15 protein-coding genes are annotated in these 17,237 nt (G+C 49.8%); 8 read left to right on the forward strand and 7 right to left on the reverse strand.

The window, feature by feature from the left end; genetic code table 11:
- Nucleotide 1: 1 nt before the first annotated feature.
- The 3 genes from JVX88_RS02905 (at nt 2) to JVX88_RS02915 (ending at nt 2,379) form a co-directional block, all read left to right on the forward strand.
- A complete protein-coding gene (locus tag JVX88_RS02905) occupies nt 2–748 on the forward strand; it encodes a sulfite exporter TauE/SafE family protein (protein WP_211625581.1) in 747 nt (248 codons plus the stop codon).
- Between the two features lie 35 nt (nt 749–783).
- Entirely contained in the window at nt 784–1,737 is a 954-nt protein-coding gene (locus JVX88_RS02910; RefSeq protein WP_211625582.1) for an AAA family ATPase, read from the forward strand.
- A 90-nt stretch (nt 1,738–1,827) separates the two neighbouring features.
- Nucleotides 1,828–2,379 carry a hypothetical protein gene (locus tag JVX88_RS02915; protein ID WP_211625584.1) on the forward strand — a complete coding sequence of 184 codons (552 nt, stop codon included), beginning with the start codon at nt 1,828–1,830 and terminating at the stop codon, nt 2,377–2,379.
- A 247-nt stretch (nt 2,380–2,626) separates the two neighbouring features.
- Here the strand turns inward: JVX88_RS02915 and secA are convergent, their stop codons facing one another.
- The 3 genes from secA to JVX88_RS02930 form a co-directional block, all read right to left on the reverse strand.
- Nucleotides 2,627–5,434 carry a preprotein translocase subunit SecA gene (gene secA, locus JVX88_RS02920; RefSeq protein ID WP_211625586.1) on the reverse strand — a complete coding sequence of 936 codons (2,808 nt, stop codon included), beginning with the start codon at nt 5,432–5,434 and terminating at the stop codon, nt 2,627–2,629.
- 173 nt (nt 5,435–5,607) lie between these two features.
- Complete coding sequence (locus JVX88_RS02925) at nt 5,608–6,306, reverse strand: hypothetical protein (RefSeq protein ID WP_211625587.1); 699 nt, start codon at nt 6,304–6,306, stop codon at nt 5,608–5,610.
- 3 nt (nt 6,307–6,309) lie between these two features.
- Nucleotides 6,310–7,632 carry a hypothetical protein gene (locus JVX88_RS02930; protein ID WP_211625588.1) on the reverse strand — a complete coding sequence of 441 codons (1,323 nt, stop codon included), beginning with the start codon at nt 7,630–7,632 and terminating at the stop codon, nt 6,310–6,312.
- A gap of 178 nt (nt 7,633–7,810) precedes the next feature.
- On the opposite strand from JVX88_RS02930, the gene JVX88_RS02935 reads away from it, so the two are divergent.
- The 4 genes from JVX88_RS02935 (at nt 7,811) to JVX88_RS02950 (ending at nt 11,609) form a co-directional block, all read left to right on the forward strand.
- Nucleotides 7,811–8,485: a DEAD/DEAH box helicase gene (locus JVX88_RS02935; protein WP_211625589.1), complete on the forward strand. Its 675-nt coding sequence runs from the start codon at nt 7,811–7,813 to the stop codon at nt 8,483–8,485.
- Complete coding sequence (locus JVX88_RS02940) at nt 8,454–10,016, forward strand: OPT/YSL family transporter (RefSeq protein WP_211625590.1); 1,563 nt, start codon at nt 8,454–8,456, stop codon at nt 10,014–10,016. The genes JVX88_RS02935 and JVX88_RS02940 overlap by 32 nt, the downstream gene beginning before the upstream one ends.
- A 170-nt stretch (nt 10,017–10,186) precedes the next feature.
- A complete protein-coding gene (locus tag JVX88_RS02945) occupies nt 10,187–11,059 on the forward strand; it encodes a hypothetical protein (protein WP_211625591.1) in 873 nt (290 codons plus the stop codon).
- Between the two features lie 82 nt (nt 11,060–11,141).
- The gene (locus tag JVX88_RS02950) at nt 11,142–11,609 is read left to right on the forward strand and encodes a hypothetical protein (protein ID WP_211625592.1); all 468 of its coding nucleotides are present in this window, start codon (nt 11,142–11,144) and stop codon (nt 11,607–11,609) included.
- A 20-nt stretch (nt 11,610–11,629) separates the two neighbouring features.
- Here the strand turns inward: JVX88_RS02950 and lon are convergent, their stop codons facing one another.
- From lon to JVX88_RS02965, 3 genes are read right to left on the reverse strand one after another with little or no spacing between them, the layout of a single operon-like run.
- A complete protein-coding gene (gene lon, locus JVX88_RS02955) occupies nt 11,630–14,122 on the reverse strand; it encodes an endopeptidase La (protein WP_211625594.1) in 2,493 nt (830 codons plus the stop codon).
- 51 nt (nt 14,123–14,173) lie between these two features.
- A complete protein-coding gene (locus tag JVX88_RS02960; protein ID WP_211625596.1) occupies nt 14,174–14,539 on the reverse strand; it encodes an Hsp20/alpha crystallin family protein in 366 nt (121 codons plus the stop codon).
- A 36-nt stretch (nt 14,540–14,575) separates the two neighbouring features.
- Nucleotides 14,576–15,094 (reverse strand): CBS domain-containing protein, encoded by a 519-nt coding sequence (locus tag JVX88_RS02965; RefSeq protein WP_211625598.1) that lies wholly within the window; start codon nt 15,092–15,094, stop codon nt 14,576–14,578.
- Nucleotides 15,095–15,123: 29 nt separating this feature from the next.
- Here JVX88_RS02965 and JVX88_RS02970 point away from each other — a divergent pair, with 29 nt between their 5' ends.
- On the forward strand, nt 15,124–15,471 hold the full coding sequence (locus JVX88_RS02970; RefSeq protein WP_211625601.1) for a Rieske (2Fe-2S) protein: 348 nt from the start codon (nt 15,124–15,126) through the stop codon (nt 15,469–15,471).
- Between the two features lie 144 nt (nt 15,472–15,615).
- On the opposite strand, the gene JVX88_RS02975 is transcribed toward JVX88_RS02970, so the two are convergent.
- Nucleotides 15,616–17,211, reverse strand: coding sequence for a YbaY family lipoprotein (locus JVX88_RS02975; protein ID WP_211625603.1), 1,596 nt, complete (start codon nt 17,209–17,211; stop codon nt 15,616–15,618).
- Nucleotides 17,212–17,237 lie beyond the last annotated feature (26 nt).

The raw sequence follows: 17,237 nt of genomic DNA on the forward strand, positions 1-17,237 counted from the left end.
GATGTCTGCCGTCGCACTTTTGGGCTTATTACTGCTTTTCTTTATCACCAGCGCAGTTGGCGTGATAACCGGGAGCAACTCGCTCATTACGGTGCCCGTGATGTTCCAGTTCGGAATAGATGAGAAGGTGGCGGTGGCGACGAATATGTTCGGGCTTACTTTTATGGCCGCGGGAGCGACCATACCGTTCTTTCGAAGCAGGAAATTAGAGATAAACCGACTTGTGCCGCTGATTGCGGTTACACTTATCGGTTCGGCTTTAGGTGCAATGCTCGTAGGAGCGATCCCCAACAGCGGCATTCGACTGATCGTTTCGATAGCAATGTTAGCTATCGTTGCTTTCACCCTATTTCAGAATAATGGTGACGGTAAAGGTGACGAGTTGTGGCGCATAACCACACTTGGTCTTGCCGTAACATTCTTTCTCGCGATATATGGCGGTCTTTATAGCGGCGGGTATGTAACGCTTCTTACAGCAGCCTTCGTTGCATTCATGGGAATGACATATTCCGGGGCCATCGCCGCGACAAAGCTGATCAATGTGTTCTCATCCCTGATTGCGACCATCGTTTTTATGTGGCAAGGTTTAGTAGATTATAGGCTTGGCGTTCTGCTGGCCGCCACGATGTTCGTCGGAGCTTATGCTGGTGCGCATTTTGTGACCAAAATGAGCGAGACATGGTTGCGGCGTGTCTTTGTAGCGACCGTGATACTACTTGCAGTGAAAACGCTATATGACCTTGTCTAGATGATCTCGAGGAACATTCTTAAAAATTTTCATCAATGCTCCAATATACACCTCCAACCGTAGAACATATCCTGAATGAACTCCGCAAGACGATCGTCGGGCAGGACGAGGTTATTGAACAGCTCCTAGTTGCGATCTTCGCCGAGGGCCATGCACTGCTCGAAGGCGTTCCGGGAACCGCGAAAACCTTGATGGTAAAGACGTTGGCGGAGATAATCGGTGCGCGGTTCTCGCGCATACAATTCACACCCGACCTAATGCCCTCAGACATAACAGGCACGAATGTCTTTAATATGCGAACATCGGAGTTTACGCTCCGGCACGGCCCCATCTTCACCGACATACTTCTGGCTGACGAGATCAACAGGACTCCGCCCAAAACACAGGCCGCATTGCTTGAAGCGATGGAAGAACGTCAAACCACCATCGACGGTGAGCGATACCATCTCTCTCCGATCTTTACAGTTCTTGCCACAGAGAATCCGATAGAGTACGAAGGCACCTATCCGCTGCCTGAGGCGCAGCTCGACCGTTTTCTATTAAAGATACTTATCGATTACCCGGCGGAGGCGGATGAACGTGAGATCGTAGCGCGATGGGACGCCGGGTTCAATTCTCGCCGCCTTGAGGCGGCAAACATTCAGACCTTGCCAGATGCTGCCGCGATCTCGCATTGCCGAGCAGAGATCCGAGCGACCCGAATGGAGCCGGGAGTTCAGAATTATATAGTTGAGATAGTTCGGAAAACCCGAGAACATACTTCTATACTTTATGGCGCCAGTCCGCGTGCATCGATTTCGTTGCTGCTTTGTTCGAAGGCATTAGCCGCGATCAGAGGCCGCGACTTTGCAACTCCCGATGACGTACGCGATATCGCGGTACCGGTCTTGCGGCATCGGCTTGCCCTGCGTGCCGAAACGGAGCTTGAAGGCGCAACGACGGATGCGATCATCGCTGACATCCTTAAAATGATCGAAGTGCCTCGGTAAGGTTTCATTGTGGAAGCTGCGGCGATTACCGCAAGTTCCAGACCTTCGCACGTTCTAATGGAGAGCATAGATGTTTGCAGGAGGTCGGGAATGTTTATCTTTTTTAGAATACTGGTTTTTGCGATCACCTTCTTTCTCGGTATCGTCTCAGCCCTGCCGTTCGTCGATGGTTGGATCGGCAAACGGTTAGTCGGATCTTTGACCGAATGGGTTACTGGCACACCGCCGGTTAGATATGTCAAACCTGAGTTACGGAGCGGGAAGGTCGAGCTGCGTTATGCCGGTTGGGCGATCGACGGATCACAACCAGTTATCCGACTTCGTCTAACGAACGGTTTGGACCGTTCGATCTCGTACAGTTCTTATAATGCCGAACATCCATTTGTTACCCTAACGAAGAATGGAAAGGAGATCCCTCTCTTGTACTGCGGCACAGGGGCAACCAATCATTACATATGGCCCGGCGAGACCGTCGAGTTACAGGTTGGCAGCGGACTGTTCCAAGGGTCGTTTGACGTAAATGACCGCTATTCTGTTCGGATGTACATAAAGCATTCTGGCTCACAAGTTCCCGAACAGATCGGATCCGATGTATTCATATTGTCTGCCGGCTTTCTCAGGGCAGCGAAGCAATTTTTGTGACTAGCGCCAGAGGCTAATAGACGCTCATTTTATTTAATACGGTGATTTGCTTGGAAACTTTAAAAGGTCAGCAACAGAATTTCAAGGGCCCTATTTGTATCAAGAACCATGCTCAAATAATTATATTGGATTCTTAGAAGATTGAGAGCCTTAGATATTCTTAGCCTTTAACTTAGATATATTTACTTAAAAGAGGCTCGAACGCTTCATTAGCATCCAAGCCCCTTTTGATTTATCAAAACCCTGCTCAGACACCTGCTCCGTGGCATTTCTTGAACTTCTTCCCGGAGCCGCAATAACAGGGTTCGTTAGGCTTTACCTTAGGCTGCTGCCGCACGAAAGGTGTGTGCCGTGCCGCTTCGGCACCAGCGGCTTCAGCAGTTGCCATAGCTCCAGTAAAAGCCATACCGGCAGCCTGACGACGAGCTCGCTGTTGAGCCAGCCGTTCTAGCCGTTCACGCTCTTCCTGCTCATCCCGTGAGACGACTTCCAGGTGGAAGAGAGCCTTTGTCGTATTCGTATCGATCCGATCGAGCATATCCTGAAACATATCGAACGACTGTTTCTTGTATTCAACAAGCGGGTCCTTTTGGCCGTATCCGACAAGGCCGATGCCCTGCTTGACCTGATCGATCGACGCAAGATGGTCCTTCCACTGTGAATCGATAATGTTGAGCATAATGTAACGTTCGTATGCTCTAAGGCTTTCCTCGCCCGCCTTTTTCTCCTTTTCAGCATAATTTGCTGAAGCCTTCGCCCAGATGGCTTCCGCGATCTCATCGGGATTCATTGTATGAAAATCGACGCCGGCATCTTTTGCAGGGTCTATCGCATATATGCTCTCGATCTCCGCGGCGTATGTATCGATATCCCAGTTCTCCGGATCTATGTCCGGATTCAAAAAGCTCATTGTCAGGTCATGAAGCAGGTCGCGAGCAACGCCATTTTCGCCCAAGAGATACTCTCGATGATCAGGTTCGAACATCAGCTGTCGCCTCAGACCGTAGATAGTCTCACGCTGTTTGTTCATCACGTCGTCATACTTGAGGACGTGTTTGCGTGTCTCAAAGTTCCTTGCTTCGACGGCTTTTTGAGCCCGTTCGATCTGCTTTGAAACCGTTCGGCTTTCGATGGCAACGCCTTTTTCCATTCCAAGCCATTCCATCATCGAACGAACCTTATCGCCGGCGAAGATACGCATCAGATCGTCTTCGAGCGACAGAACAAATCGCGACGAACCAGGGTCGCCCTGACGTCCGGCGCGTCCGCGAAGCTGATTATCGATGCGCCGAGATTCGTGGCGTTCGGTACCAAGGATATGGAGCCCGCCAACAGATACGACCTCTTCGTGTTCTTTTTCAACAACGGCCTTTGCCTTTCGGAGTTGTTCTTCGAACTGTTCGAAAGTTGCTTCATTCGGATCTACCTCCATCCGTTTGAGATAGTCATGAGCAAGAAACTCCGGATTGCCGCCAAGAAGGATGTCAGTACCGCGACCCGCCATATTGGTCGCGATCGTGACCGCGCCCTTTCGGCCTGCCTGTGCGACGATCTCCGCCTCGCGTTCGTGATACTTTGCGTTCAGGACGTTATGTTTGATGCCAGCTTTTTTTAAACGTTCTGAAATGAGTTCAGAGTTCTCCACCGAGACCGTACCGACCAGCACGGGCTGTCCTTTTTCATGAAGCTGCTTTATCTCATCTACGACCGCATCCCACTTTTCCGGAAGTGTGCGGTATATAACGTCCGGATTATCCTTTCTAACCATCGGACGATGGGTCGGTATCATCACGACATCGATGTTATAGGTCGTTCCAAACTCTTCTGCTTCGGTCTCGGCCGTTCCGGTCATGCCCGAAAGCTTTTCGTACATTCGGAAGTAGTTCTGTAGAGTTATCGTTGCAAGCGTTTGATTCTCGCGCTCGATCTTAACGCCTTCTTTTGCCTCTACCGCCTGATGAAGACCATCTGACCAGCGTCTTCCGTGCATCAATCGGCCGGTAAAGTCGTCAACGATTATCACTTCATTATCTTGAACAACGTAATGATGATCCCGTTTGTAAAGCGTGTGAGCTTTTAGTGCCTGCTCGACGCAATGTAGAAGCTCCATATTTCCGGGATCATAGAGATTGTCTACACCAAGAAGCTTTTCAGCTTTAGAAACGCCCTGTTCGGTTAGAACTGCAGAATGATTCTTTTCATCGACCAGGTAATCTCCTGTGGTAACCTTGGTCTCTTCATCTTTGTGTCCTTTTTCCAGACGTGGGATAACGTCATTAGCAAGGTAGTATTTGTCGGTCGCTTCATCGGTCGCACCTGAAATGATCAATGGCGTTCGTGCCTCATCGATCAAAATAGAATCGACCTCGTCAACTATCGCATAGTAATGATCCCGTTGAACAAGCGATTCGACATCGAACTTCATATTGTCGCGAAGATAATCGAAACCGAATTCGTTGTTAGTGCCGTAAGTGATGTCGCAGGCATAAGCCTCCTTGCGCTCGAAATCGTCCATGTCGTTCTGGATGCAGCCGACGGTCAATCCAAGGAACTGGTGGATCTTGCCCATCCACTCCGCATCGCGGGATGCAAGATAATCATTGACCGTAACAACATGTACGCCGCGACCGGTGAGGCCATTCAAATAAGAAGGAAGCGTAGCGACAAGAGTTTTACCTTCCCCGGTGCGCATCTCTGCGATCCGGCCCTGATGAAGAGCTACACCGCCGATCATCTGCACGTCAAAATGCCGCATTCCGGTAACGCGACGTGAAGCCTCGCGAACCGTTGCGAATGCTTCAGGAAGAATCTCATGTAAGATCTCTTGCTCGGCCTGCCTGCGTTGTACCTTATCATCGACGCCCTCTAAATGCCGGGCAATGATCTCCTTGAATTTGGGAGTTTGAGCCTTTAGCTCATCGTCTGATAGAGCCTGTATCTTTGGTTCCCACTCGTTTATCTCGGCTACGATCGGTTTGACCTTCTTCAGGAAAATATCGCTAGATGAGCCGAATATCTTCTTTATCCATTTATCTGCAAAACTGTTAACTGGCATTTTTCCTCTTCTCGGTCGAGTTTGCGTTATTGGACTTCGCCTCTGATAAAAGTTCCATGACTTTTAATACAAACCAGAGAAATTACTCTGAAGCAGCGAAAGCTGATCCGCAACTCGAAAAATTAAAATTGTTACTATAAATGGCGATGGATCCAGATAGATGTCGCTCGCCGCTAAATTGCGTTTTCGGCGAGCAAGGGATCAAGTGAGGCACGAGGCAAGCGCGTGACGATGACCACTCGGGCGCCGTCAACTTCGATCCGCGATCGGCTATAGATGTATGACCTGCGAAGGTCTATTTCAGAATCTCTTCGGTTTGTAAGTGCTTGGGAAAGAAAATACGCGAACCCCGCGGCGGTATTCTCGGTTTCCGTTAAAAAGTTGACCCTAAACTCATAGTCAGACAAACTCATCAGAATGTCGACCCTGAGCTTTTCGTGCAGGTCAGCGGAACGAGGCAAAAATGTGTCGTAAAGCCCGATGAGGGACTTTGCGTAATTGCCGAATCGTTGAGGAGTGTTATTGAACTCGGGCTTTGATACCCAACTAGAAACCCCTTCCGGAGATATAGTTACAAAATTGAAAAAATTGAAATGCCCGCTCTCAACAGCTTCTGTCTCATTCGCTGATGCTTTTACCGCGGCTCGGTAGATCTCCTCAGCCACAAAGCCATACTTTGCAATTATCGCGTCGGGATCCGGTTTGTTATCAAGATCATCCTTTACCTCGATCTCATCCTTTACATCGAAATTCCTGGTCATCGCAGCGGCCTGCTGCGCAATGACGCCCGGGGCGGAACCGGACATCAATAGACCGATGTACACACCTAGCGTGGTAAGAAAAAGTATCGAGGTTTGATTCTTCTTGCTCAAGTCTTATCTAGCTACGGTCTTATCGCTAGGCCGCATTCCCGCATTGCCATTCGGTTTCGCTTGTTCTGCTTTCTGTTCAGCCAGCTTCCGCTGGATCATCGGATGAACGACTGCTTTGGGAACGGTAAACTTAATGATCACGTTCTTTCCGTTCGCTTCGATAACAGCATTTTCCAGCAATATAAGATCATCCTTGTCGTTCTGATCCTGGGCCTCACCCTGTTTTCGGAACTTGGCCAAGGACAGTGCCAAATTGAGCGTGCTTCGAACCGAGCGAGCACGTTCAGGAGTTTCCATCTCTGACTGAACCAATGCAGTTACGTTCTCCTCGTCCTGTTCAAGCTGCATATTGAAATCTTTGCCGCCGAGTTCTTTAAGATACTGAAAATATCCGGCATCATTCACTGCTTCGACCGAGCGCTTGACCAAGTCAAGGATCATTGTATCGTCGCTTGAGGCTTGGAGGAAACGGAAGCTGTTAGCTTGGATCCTTCCATTCTTATCAAGCCGCCCGCGTGCGTTGACAACAAATTCGCTCTCAATGTTTACCGCATTTTTGTCCCTAAGCTCATTGACAAAATTTGCGAGATCCGTCATCGGACGCTTATTGATATCAACTCCAAGTACCGCCTCAGGATTTGCGTTTCCTGTATTGGCATTTGCAGAGTTCGACCCCGTTCCCGTATTCACATTCGCATTTGTCCCGCTCTTCGGATCATTTTGGGCGACCGTTTTATCATCTTCGTCATTTCCCCATGGATCGCCGATCTCGCCCTTGACAGGGTTCGGATTCCTCTTGGGCAACCTCTGCGGGCGGTTTGCAAGATCATTACGCGCTGGTGGCAATGAAGTCGGCGGCGGGAAGTTTTGAACGGTCGAACCTGGTTTCATTGGGTCGAAACCCAAAGTTTCCGGCTCTACAAACTGTTCAGGATTTGCCAGTCTAAAATACCCCGGCGGATATTCGAACATCGGCTCAACTCCGTCCATCGAGATGAAAGTTACATCCATATCGCCAAGATCTGTCCTTTCATAGGCAATATCAACAAACTCTCGCTCGGTGCCGAAAAGAACCGTCCCGACATAGGCCATATCCAGAACCGTACAAACGTTTCCTACGAACGGGCTATCACAACCACGCATCGTCAAAATACTGGTCTGAGCGAAGGCCGCGAATATCAGGATATTCAGTACAGCCGAAACTGCGAGGATCTTATAGATCCTCGGCGTGAACTCCCAATTTTTGATCTCATATCCCTGAAAAAGCTCGCCTTCTGACGTTGGCTGAACTTCCTGTTCCGGATCGTATGACTCCTGCTCGAACATATTATGCGAATCCTTTTAATTCCAATGCGCCTGTGGCTATAAATACTGTATAACTACCCGTCAGCTTTAGACGCAAAACATCGCTGGTTCGTTGCGATGTAAATCTTAATCGTATCATTTTCCACCCTAGCAGGGAAGATTAGACTTTGACCGTTCAAACATTTAACATCGGGCAAATATGCCACGTTCCTATAAAAACCAGAGGCGAGATCGCAGAACCAAACCAACCCGTCGCCGCACGAAAGAGGAACGAAACAGAGAACGTGGTTTTGCACCTGAAAGTTCCGAGAGATCCGGTGAAAATGAGGTTACTCCAGGTCTAAGTAAGATCGTTAAACGGCTGCTGGCTGGTATCGGCGTGCCGGAACAGAAGCCTTTTGTCCCGGATGATTTTCAGCTAGAGGCACTCGAAGCGATCGAACACGACGATGTTCTTGTAACGGCCCCAACCGGGAGCGGCAAGACCTGGATAGCTCGCGAGGAGATCAGAAGGCTGCTTGAACAGAAGAAGCGGGCTTGGTACACAACGCCTCTAAAAGCCTTGACAAACTCAAAATATGCCGAATTTACTGAGGAATTCGGGGCTGAGAATGTCGGGATACTCACTGGTGACCGGAAGGAGAATGCGAATGCTCCTTTGATCGTTGGCACCACAGAGATCTACCGTAACCAGCTATTTGATGCATTGCGAGGCGGCAGCGAGGTGCAGACCGATCTTGTCATCCTCGATGAAGCTCATTATCTGTCAGATGACGATCGCGGCCACGTTTGGGAAGAGGCGATAATATTAACGCCTCCGCGGATACTGGGTTCTGATACCAATGATCCGATTCTTTGGCGATGCCCTGAATGAGCCGCTCGCTCCGGCCACAACACTCATCCGCGATATGCCGATCGAAGGCGGCGGAAGTATTCAAAGTGAGTATATTCTTTACATCGGTGCAGGAGCGGTTACCGCCGGCGGGATAATCTCGCTAATCCGCTCTCTACCAACTATTTGGAGTGGTATTCGCGGAAGTATCTCCGATTTTCAGTCGAAAAGATCAGATAAGGCCGCAGGCAACAGCACAGTTTTGCCGCGAACCGAGCAAGATATATCGCTGAAATGGGTAACTATCGGAATACTTGTATTGATAATAGTCATCACACTGATGCCCTCGCTGAAAATGAATATCCTTGGAGCGATCCTAATAATCGTGCTTGGATTCTTGTTCGTAACGGTCTCCTCACGGCTGACTGGCGAGATAGGGTCTTCATCAAATCCTATTTCAGGTATGACGGTCGCAACACTGCTTTTTACATCGCTCGCATTCCTTTTGCTTGGCTGGACGCAGCCTGATCCCTATTTCGTAACCGCCCTCTCAGTCGGCGGTATCGTATGCATCGCTGCTTCAAATGGCGGAACGACCTCGCAGGATTTGAAGACCGGATTTTGGGTCGGTGGAACCCCGTGGAAACAGCAAACGGCCATTTTGATCGGGGCTTTGTCATCTGCACTTCTTCTCGGGCCGATCCTGATCCAGCTGAATAATGCCTCTGCTGTTTACCAGCCGGTTGCACCGAACACTTTTGCCGCAGACTTTCAGGTGCCTGAGAATCAGCTGGTCCGCGAGGGCGGTCAGCTTCTTGGGGAAAAGGTCGGCGGATTCTGGGGCACCAAAGACACTGCGAACTATCGCGTCTGGCACAACAAAGATGCCTCAATTGGGCCGGTGGGACGCTATCTGGTCGGAATGCAGGGAAGGCCCTCGTACCTTGTCGATCCGGGGATCAATGGGAACATCAAAGAAGTTCAAACAGGCGTAGATGCAAATGGCGAACCAGTAATGCAAACCGTCGAGAAATACCGAGCCCCGAAGGCAACACTGATGAGCTACATAATCGAAGGTATCTTGAGCCAGCAACTGCCCTGGGCATTGGTGATCCTCGGCGTAATGATCGCGGTTACACTGGAATTCTGTGGAATATCGTCGCTCGCCTTTGCCGTTGGGCTGTATTTGCCGATCTCGGCATCATCGCCGATCCTCTTTGGCGGGTTGGTCCGTTGGGGAGTCGATAAGTACCTGAAGAGAAAGTTTGCCGATAAAGATCTGACCGAAGAAGAGTTTATCGCCGAGACGGATAAGAGCTCAGGTATTCTGATGGCATCGGGGTACATTGCAGGCGGTGCCTTGGCAGGTATCCTCATCGCCCTGTCAGCGGTCTATTTTGGAGATATCGTTAGTTACTTTAACGAGATTTCCACAGCTATAAATCCATTCTATGCGGGAGGCTGGGCGGATCTTCTGTCAATGATCCCGTTCGCTGCGATAGCTCTTTTTCTTTATTTTGTGGGACGAGATAAGGTTTTCGGGCAACGGAACAAAAAAGATGGTCTGGAATAGTTAAACAAAGTTAAGTTTTTGTTTTATTTTTTCCACAGGACACGCTATACTATGCTTTGCGTGTCTTTCCTTTTTTGCCTCCGGCACGCTTTCGAGGAGGCAAGTTTGCGTCCCTGGGTCTCGGTCGTAATTTCGGCCTTCAAATAAAATTTCTCTTCCGAGGTAAAGTTTTGCGATATTATTCGCCGATCGCAAGGTTTGTATTCGTTTTCACGCTTCTGCTCACCACGGCGTCTGTGTTGGGTTGTTCAGCGAAAGCCTCTGAAGACAGGGCTTCTTCGTCTGCATCAACTGCTGAAGAACACTCATCCTCCCCGACAAAGAGTGTATCTACCATTGAGATAACGCCGAACGGCCCGGCCGATACTGTTCGGGCCTTCTACCTAAAATTGCGAGAGCGTCGAATAAGGGAAGCTCTGTATCTAACCAATCTTCGGCCAGCGATCGAGGGATTGAGCGACGATGAGCTACGTGAATTTTCGTTGGATTTTGAGCGGATCGCTTTGAAGGTTCCGGCAGACATACAGATCACAGGAGAGATAATCAGCGGTGAACTTGCTTCAGTTACTGCAAATCTGCCTAACGAAAACGACCAACTTGAAGCACAGCAAATTCAACTTAAGAGAAAAGGCGAATTTTGGGTCATACTAACTGTCGATCCCGCAGCCGAGGCTAGAGTTAAAAAAGAGGGAAAGAATTATTTTCGGGCATTGAAGATCGATGCACATCAGGAAGATGCGAAGGAAATGCTCGAGCGGGTCGCAAAGGCGCAAATGGTTCATTCAATGCAGAATGAAGGAAAATTTGCTGATACTGAAAAGCTGATCGAACTTGGCCTACTTCCGGAAGATATACGAACATCGGAATCAACGGGCTACAAATACTTGATCGTTCTTACAGATGATGCATCCGATTATTATGCGACGGCAACACCTGCCCAATATGGCCGAACGGGCACAAACTCCTACATACTAAAACCTCAGAAAAAGGGAATGCCTATCGTAACAGGCCGTGACAATGGCGGAAAACCGCTGATGAAATGAACTTTATGTGAATCAGCATATTGGCAGATTTGAATTATCGCTGTGTAAGGATTATCAACTAAACCGACATCTATAGCGAGCAATGATCAGAGAGCTCATAACAAAACTAAGACAAACTTTCAGTGAACGCTCGCATTCTGCCCGAAAACCCCACAATCTTCCTATAAAGATCTCTTTTGATGCCGAGCATTCGACCGGCCGACTTTCCTCACCGTCAGAAAAGCTTTTCATCGCCGGAGAAACAACCGATATAAGTTCCTCCGGAATCGGCTTTGTAGTTTCATCGATCCGGATAAAAGAATATTATCTGGTCGGACAAGATCGGGTGCTTAACGCTGAGATCGATCTTCCGGGAGGCAAGATTAAAATGAAGGTCATTGGAAGGAGATACGAAAAAGTCGGTATCCACCTTTCAACTGAACGATTTCTTATCGGCGCTGAGATCGTTGATATGCTGCACGCTGACCGGGAACGCTATGAACATTTTCTGAGATATGGCAGACGCCGGGGGAAAAGTGCCGAGCCAAGCTTTGAGGCAAGTCCACGATAGAGGATCCCATCCACCGACCTTTATCTCTCTACGTCCTCTCTTTTAGCGATCAAGCTCTCATGTTCAGATTCCGGTCGCCGTCCGTCTGTGCCCATTGGTAAGACCGGTCCGCGGCCGTTCGCATCAACTATGCGGGAACCATTCGGTTCAAGCGCGGCGTTTAGCACATCACTAACTCGAGTAGCCGTTATCACCTCAAGTTCTTTCCTTACGTCGTCCGGGATCTCTTCAATGTCGTGTTCATTCTGCGCCGGAAGAATTATTCGGCGAATACCCGCGCGATGTGCCGCAAGAACCTTCTCCTTGATACCGCCAACGGGAAATACGAGTCCGGAAAGTGTTATCTCACCAGTCATAGCAGTATCCGTTCGGACGCGCCGGCCAGTGTAGAGAGAAGCAAGAGCCGAAGCCATCGTAACGCCCGCACTCGGTCCGTCCTTTGGGATAGCTCCCGCAGGGACGTGGAGATGCACCCCGTCTTTCTTGATCATCTCCGGATCTATGCCGAATTCGGAAGCGTGTGACCAAAGGTAACTTCGTGCGGCTTGAGCCGATTCTTTCATCACGTCACCCAACTGCCCGGTCAGTGTCAGACCGCCGCCTCCCGGCAAAAGCGTGGCCTCTATGAACAAAACCTCCCCGCCCATCTCTGTCCAGGCCATACCTGTAGCAACACCCGGCGGAAGTTCGGCTCGCGCGGATTCCGGATGGAAGCGCGGAGCACCGAGATAATCCTTTACGTTCTGAGCATCAATTGTTACCTTCTCCGTCGAACCTTCGGCAACCTTTAATGCTACCTTCCGTGCTAGATTCCCAATGGCACGTTCAAGCTGGCGAACGCCTGCTTCGCGTGTATAACGGGATGTCAGAAGATTGATCGCCGCATCGGTTATTTCTAATTGCTCCGGCTGAAGACCATTCTCATTTATCTGCCTCGGCACAAGATACTGTTTCGCAATGCTAAGTTTCTCTCTGTCGCTGTAACCGGCAATTTGGATAACCTCCATACGGTCACGCAGCGGCATCGGGATAGGACCCAACGAGTTTGCCGTTGCTATAAAGAATACCTTTGAAAGATCGAACGGCAGATCAAGATAGTTATCACGAAACGTATTGTTCTGCGCCGGATCAAGGATCTCAAGCAAAGCAGACGCCGGATCACCGCGGAAATCGTTTCCAAGTTTATCTATCTCATCCAGCATCATTACCGGATTGTTGACACCCACCCGGCGAAGTGCCTGAATTATGCGGCCCGGCATGGCACCAATATAAGTCCGACGATGCCCGCGAAGCTCCGCCTCATCTCGCATCCCGCCAAGCGACATCCGTTCAAATTCACGGCCAAGCGAACGTGCGATCGAACGTCCTAATGATGTTTTACCGACACCCGGAGGGCCGACGAATAAAAGGATCGGACTTTTCGAATCAGGCCGAAGCTTTACCACCGCAAGCGACTCAAGAATTCGTTCCTTTACATCTTCCAGACCATAATGGTCCTCATCCAGAATTCGTCTTGCCTCATTAAGATCAAGCTTTTCCTCGCTCGATCGTCGCCACGGCAATTCGAGGATGTATTCAAGATATGTACGGATAACGTGGTAATCCGGAGCGGATTGGGGCAATGCCTCCATCCGTTTCAATTCTCGCTCCGCTTCTTTACGAACATCATCCGGCAGATCGGCGGTTTCAAGCCGTTCGCGTATCTGGGCTGCTTCGGCCTTTTGACCTTCATCTTCGTCCTCACCCAGCTCCTTCTTTATCTGCTTCATCTGCTGGCGAAGCACATAATCACGCTGAGCTTTGTCCATTTCGCCTTGAGCCTCCGAGGCGATCTTTGACCGGATCTGCATTATCTCAAGCTCACGTGCGAGCGCTGCATGCGCAAGAGTCAGCAGTTCATCGGTGGTGTTTGCCTCGAGCATTTTCTGTTCAGTCTCGGTGCCGAGTTCCAAAACAGAGGCAAGGAAATATGATAGCTGCACCGGATCGCTCTGCGTCATTACCGCCATCCGGATCTCGGGCGGCACCTGCGGGAGCATCGCAAGCGCCTGTTGGATCATTTGCTGGATATTGCGTTTGAGAGCCTCGACCTCCTCGTCATCGACGCGTTCCAGCTCAGGCAATTTCTCAACCTTTGCCTTGATAAAAGGCTGATCTGTCTGCCATTCGATGATGCGAAAACGCTCTAGCCCCTGAACGATAAGCTGCATTACGCCTTCGTTCCGCATCATTCTTTTGATAGAGACAATGGTCCCGACCTGATAAAGGTCTTCAAACTTTGCCTCGTCGCCGGTAACGCCCTCTGACTTAGTTGTTACACAGCCAAGTAATTTCTCTTCTGTAGAAAGTGCGGCTTCAACAGCACGCATCGAACGCTCGCGACCCACCGCAAGCGGCACAACAGTATCAGGAAACAGCGTCGTATTTTGCAACGGCAGTATGGCGATCTCAAGCTGTTCCGGAATATTGACCTCGGTTTCCGTCAGTGAATTTTGTTGTAGTTCGTCTGCCATCGTTTACCCGTATCTTCGATGTTCGCCGTTAGCGCGATGTACGATACAAATTTATCCTTTCGATGTTCTAAGGCGGATGATCAACAGTCCATTTTCGAACATATGGTCCAGTTTTACGCCTTCGATAGAAGCCGGGAAATTTAGCGTTTTCTCAAAACGACTGTATGTTATTTCCATCTGATGATATGAACCGCCCGATGCACACGAACGGTCTTTACGGCATCCGGCGATATAAAGCGTGTTGCCTTCGACCTCGATCTCAACATCTTCAGCGGCCACACCGGCCAATTCGACCTTAACGACCCAGCCATCCTCAACTCTGTAAACGTCCGCTGCCGGCAACCAAAGCCTTCCGGAAGGTTTTGCTCCGCGCGAGGATCCCAAAAACTGAAAATGTCGATTTAACGCTTTTGCCATTCTTTAACAGATCGAGCGCGACAAAATGAACGTAGGTTACTTTTTACTCCAAAACGCTGCGCCGCTGGATATCTCTTCTAATGTCTCGGCGATCTCGCGCTCGTCTTCCATCTCTAGTGCAACGTCAGCCATAGAAATGATGCCCGCCAGCGAGCCATCCTCGTTAACTACCGGAATGCGGCGGACCTGTTTTTCCCCCATTAGACGCACGGCTTCAAATACAAAATCATCCGGGCCAACAGAAAATATCTCAGTCGTCAGAGCGTTAGAAACAGGCGAATCGGGGCCATTCCCTTCTGCGATCGATCGAACGACGATATCCCGATCGGTTACAATGCCAACAAGACGATCGTCTGAGACCACCGGCACACTGCCCATGTCGCCGTCACGCATCATTTCCGCTACTTCGCGTAGCGTGTTAGCAGGCGAAGCAGTCCTGACATTTGAGGTCATTATCTCTCGGCATCGTGAGCGCTTCATACCTGTGGCTCCGGTTTCCTGCATTTCTCCATTTTCATTGACTTCGAGAGATAACGCAAGCGGTTTTGATTTCACTCAGCGGATTGGCAGAATTGATATGGCAAATGGGAAAGGTGAGACACAATAAACACAAGCCAATACGTGAAGGACGCTCCATAAAAGTAGGGCGGGCCGAATCGGTACCCTCCGGACGAGGAGCTACCGTACAGCTAAACGATGGAAGCGAACTGGCGCTTTTCAATGTCGGCGGCACATTTTATGCAATAGAGAATTTTTGTCCACACAAAGGCTATCCATTGGCAGATTCACCGTTGAAAGGTACGACTGTTATCTGTGAACATCATGACTGGATGTTCGACGTCCGCACCGGACACTGCTTTACGGCTCCGAAATGTTCAATAGAAAAATACCCGGTTCGGATTGAGGATGGTTGGATATTCATTGACGTTTGAGTCCCGCGGTATAGCTTCTTACAGAATTGCTAGAAAAAGAACCGAGAACTCGACTGCACATACATTCCATGATCGGATCTATGGCACTCAGAATTCTCGGATCTTTCAACAACAAAATCCCGATACAGTTAGGATTCAAATAAGCTAGAACCTAAGCGTTACGTTCTGGCCGTCCAGTACAAGGCTCGTTGCATTTATATTTCTTAAGTTCCTGCCACTGTATGCGATCTGGATCTCACCGCTAGCATCGGCATCGCCGGAGTTGGTGACAGCGATTCGAGCCGTCGTATCGTCAATGAAGACAAGCTTCCCCTGAAAACTTATCGTACCGCCGATACGTGTCAAAGAGACTGTAGCATCGCCGCTTTCAGTTACAACTACATTGCCGCTAACCAGAAGCCAAGCGCTTCTTCCTTCTATTTGCAATGTTCCAGTTCCGAACTTCGATAGGCTCAGAGACCGCCCAGTTATCGGCTCAGGCCCATCAGACGCAGGTTCAAGAACAAGCTCGACATTTGCAGTTTGGTTCCCCCGTAAAGTTATCGGCTGACCGTTTGGTGTTCGGAATCGGAGCCTTCCCTCACTTCGGATCTCTGCCTGCAGTTCATAGTTTCTCTGGCGATTTATGTCACGCTGAGCGTAGCTTAGCTCAAACGGGATCGGCACATTTCTATTACCTGAACTAAAAGAATTCTCGGCTACGGGCGTGCCATTCGGATCTGCTGAATCGACAAGTCGGACAGTGATCTCCGAGTTTGGCGGAAGAGCGATCCGCTGGCGATAGGTCACGGTCCCGCGGATGGACGAATCGCGAGTTCCTCCAGTTCCGACCGGAACCACTACGATATCAACAACTCTAGGATTGCCCTGTGTGATCACTAAATGATTCGTGTCGGTTGTAAACAGGAGCCGATCGCGGTCGCGTATCTCAGCTCTTATCGCATAGCGATTCCGTTCCTGGATACGGCTGCGGTCATAGGCCATATCAAATGAGAAAGGAACCTGTTTGCCTGCTGTTTCGATACGCTGTTCAGCTATCACGGTGGCTGCCGCATCTGCCCGTGAGATGTCGATCAATGAGACGATCAACACTGCGGTCGGCGGCAGAGCGCTTCGCTGGCGATAGGTTACCGTACCGGAAACAACATTGTCCTGGGTTTGGATCGGCCCATCACAATTAGCACGCGTTTCGACGTCCTCTGCGCTGACGGTTGGTCGAGTTCCCGTGGTGATCTTGTATGTTACGTAACTCGTCTGGGACGGACAACATAAGGGGTCGTTCGAAGTATAACGGACGAACTCAACCGACAGATCATCCGGTGTATAAAGGTTGATCCGGCTTAGTGCACCATCCGACCTCGCCTCGGAAAATACCGGTGCCAGTGTTCCGGCAAAGCGTGTCCCCACAAAAACAAAGCCGTTGTATTGATTTGGCCGACACATTCCGTCAACGCTGGCCATCGCTGTAATTATCGAGATCTGACCATAAGTGTACGCAGGGCCGTAAAGATGCCAGCCCGCACGCGTGAGCGCCCGATCATTAAGGCTTTCCGGCCGCCGGACTGTCGGAGCACACATCGTCGATGTCGGCGACGAAGCAGTGCTCCGCGGTGCATTTGGAATAACCCCATTGCCACTGTTCCAATTAGAAAGCGGGCGATCAAGCCAAGGAGTTTGGCCGCTCGCACCTGCTACAAATAACAAAATCCCCAACACAATCGGTGTAATTAGATTCTTCATATCTCCCCTCGTTCAAGTTTGTAGAA

It is taken from the genome of Leptolyngbya sp. 7M (assembly GCF_018128485.1).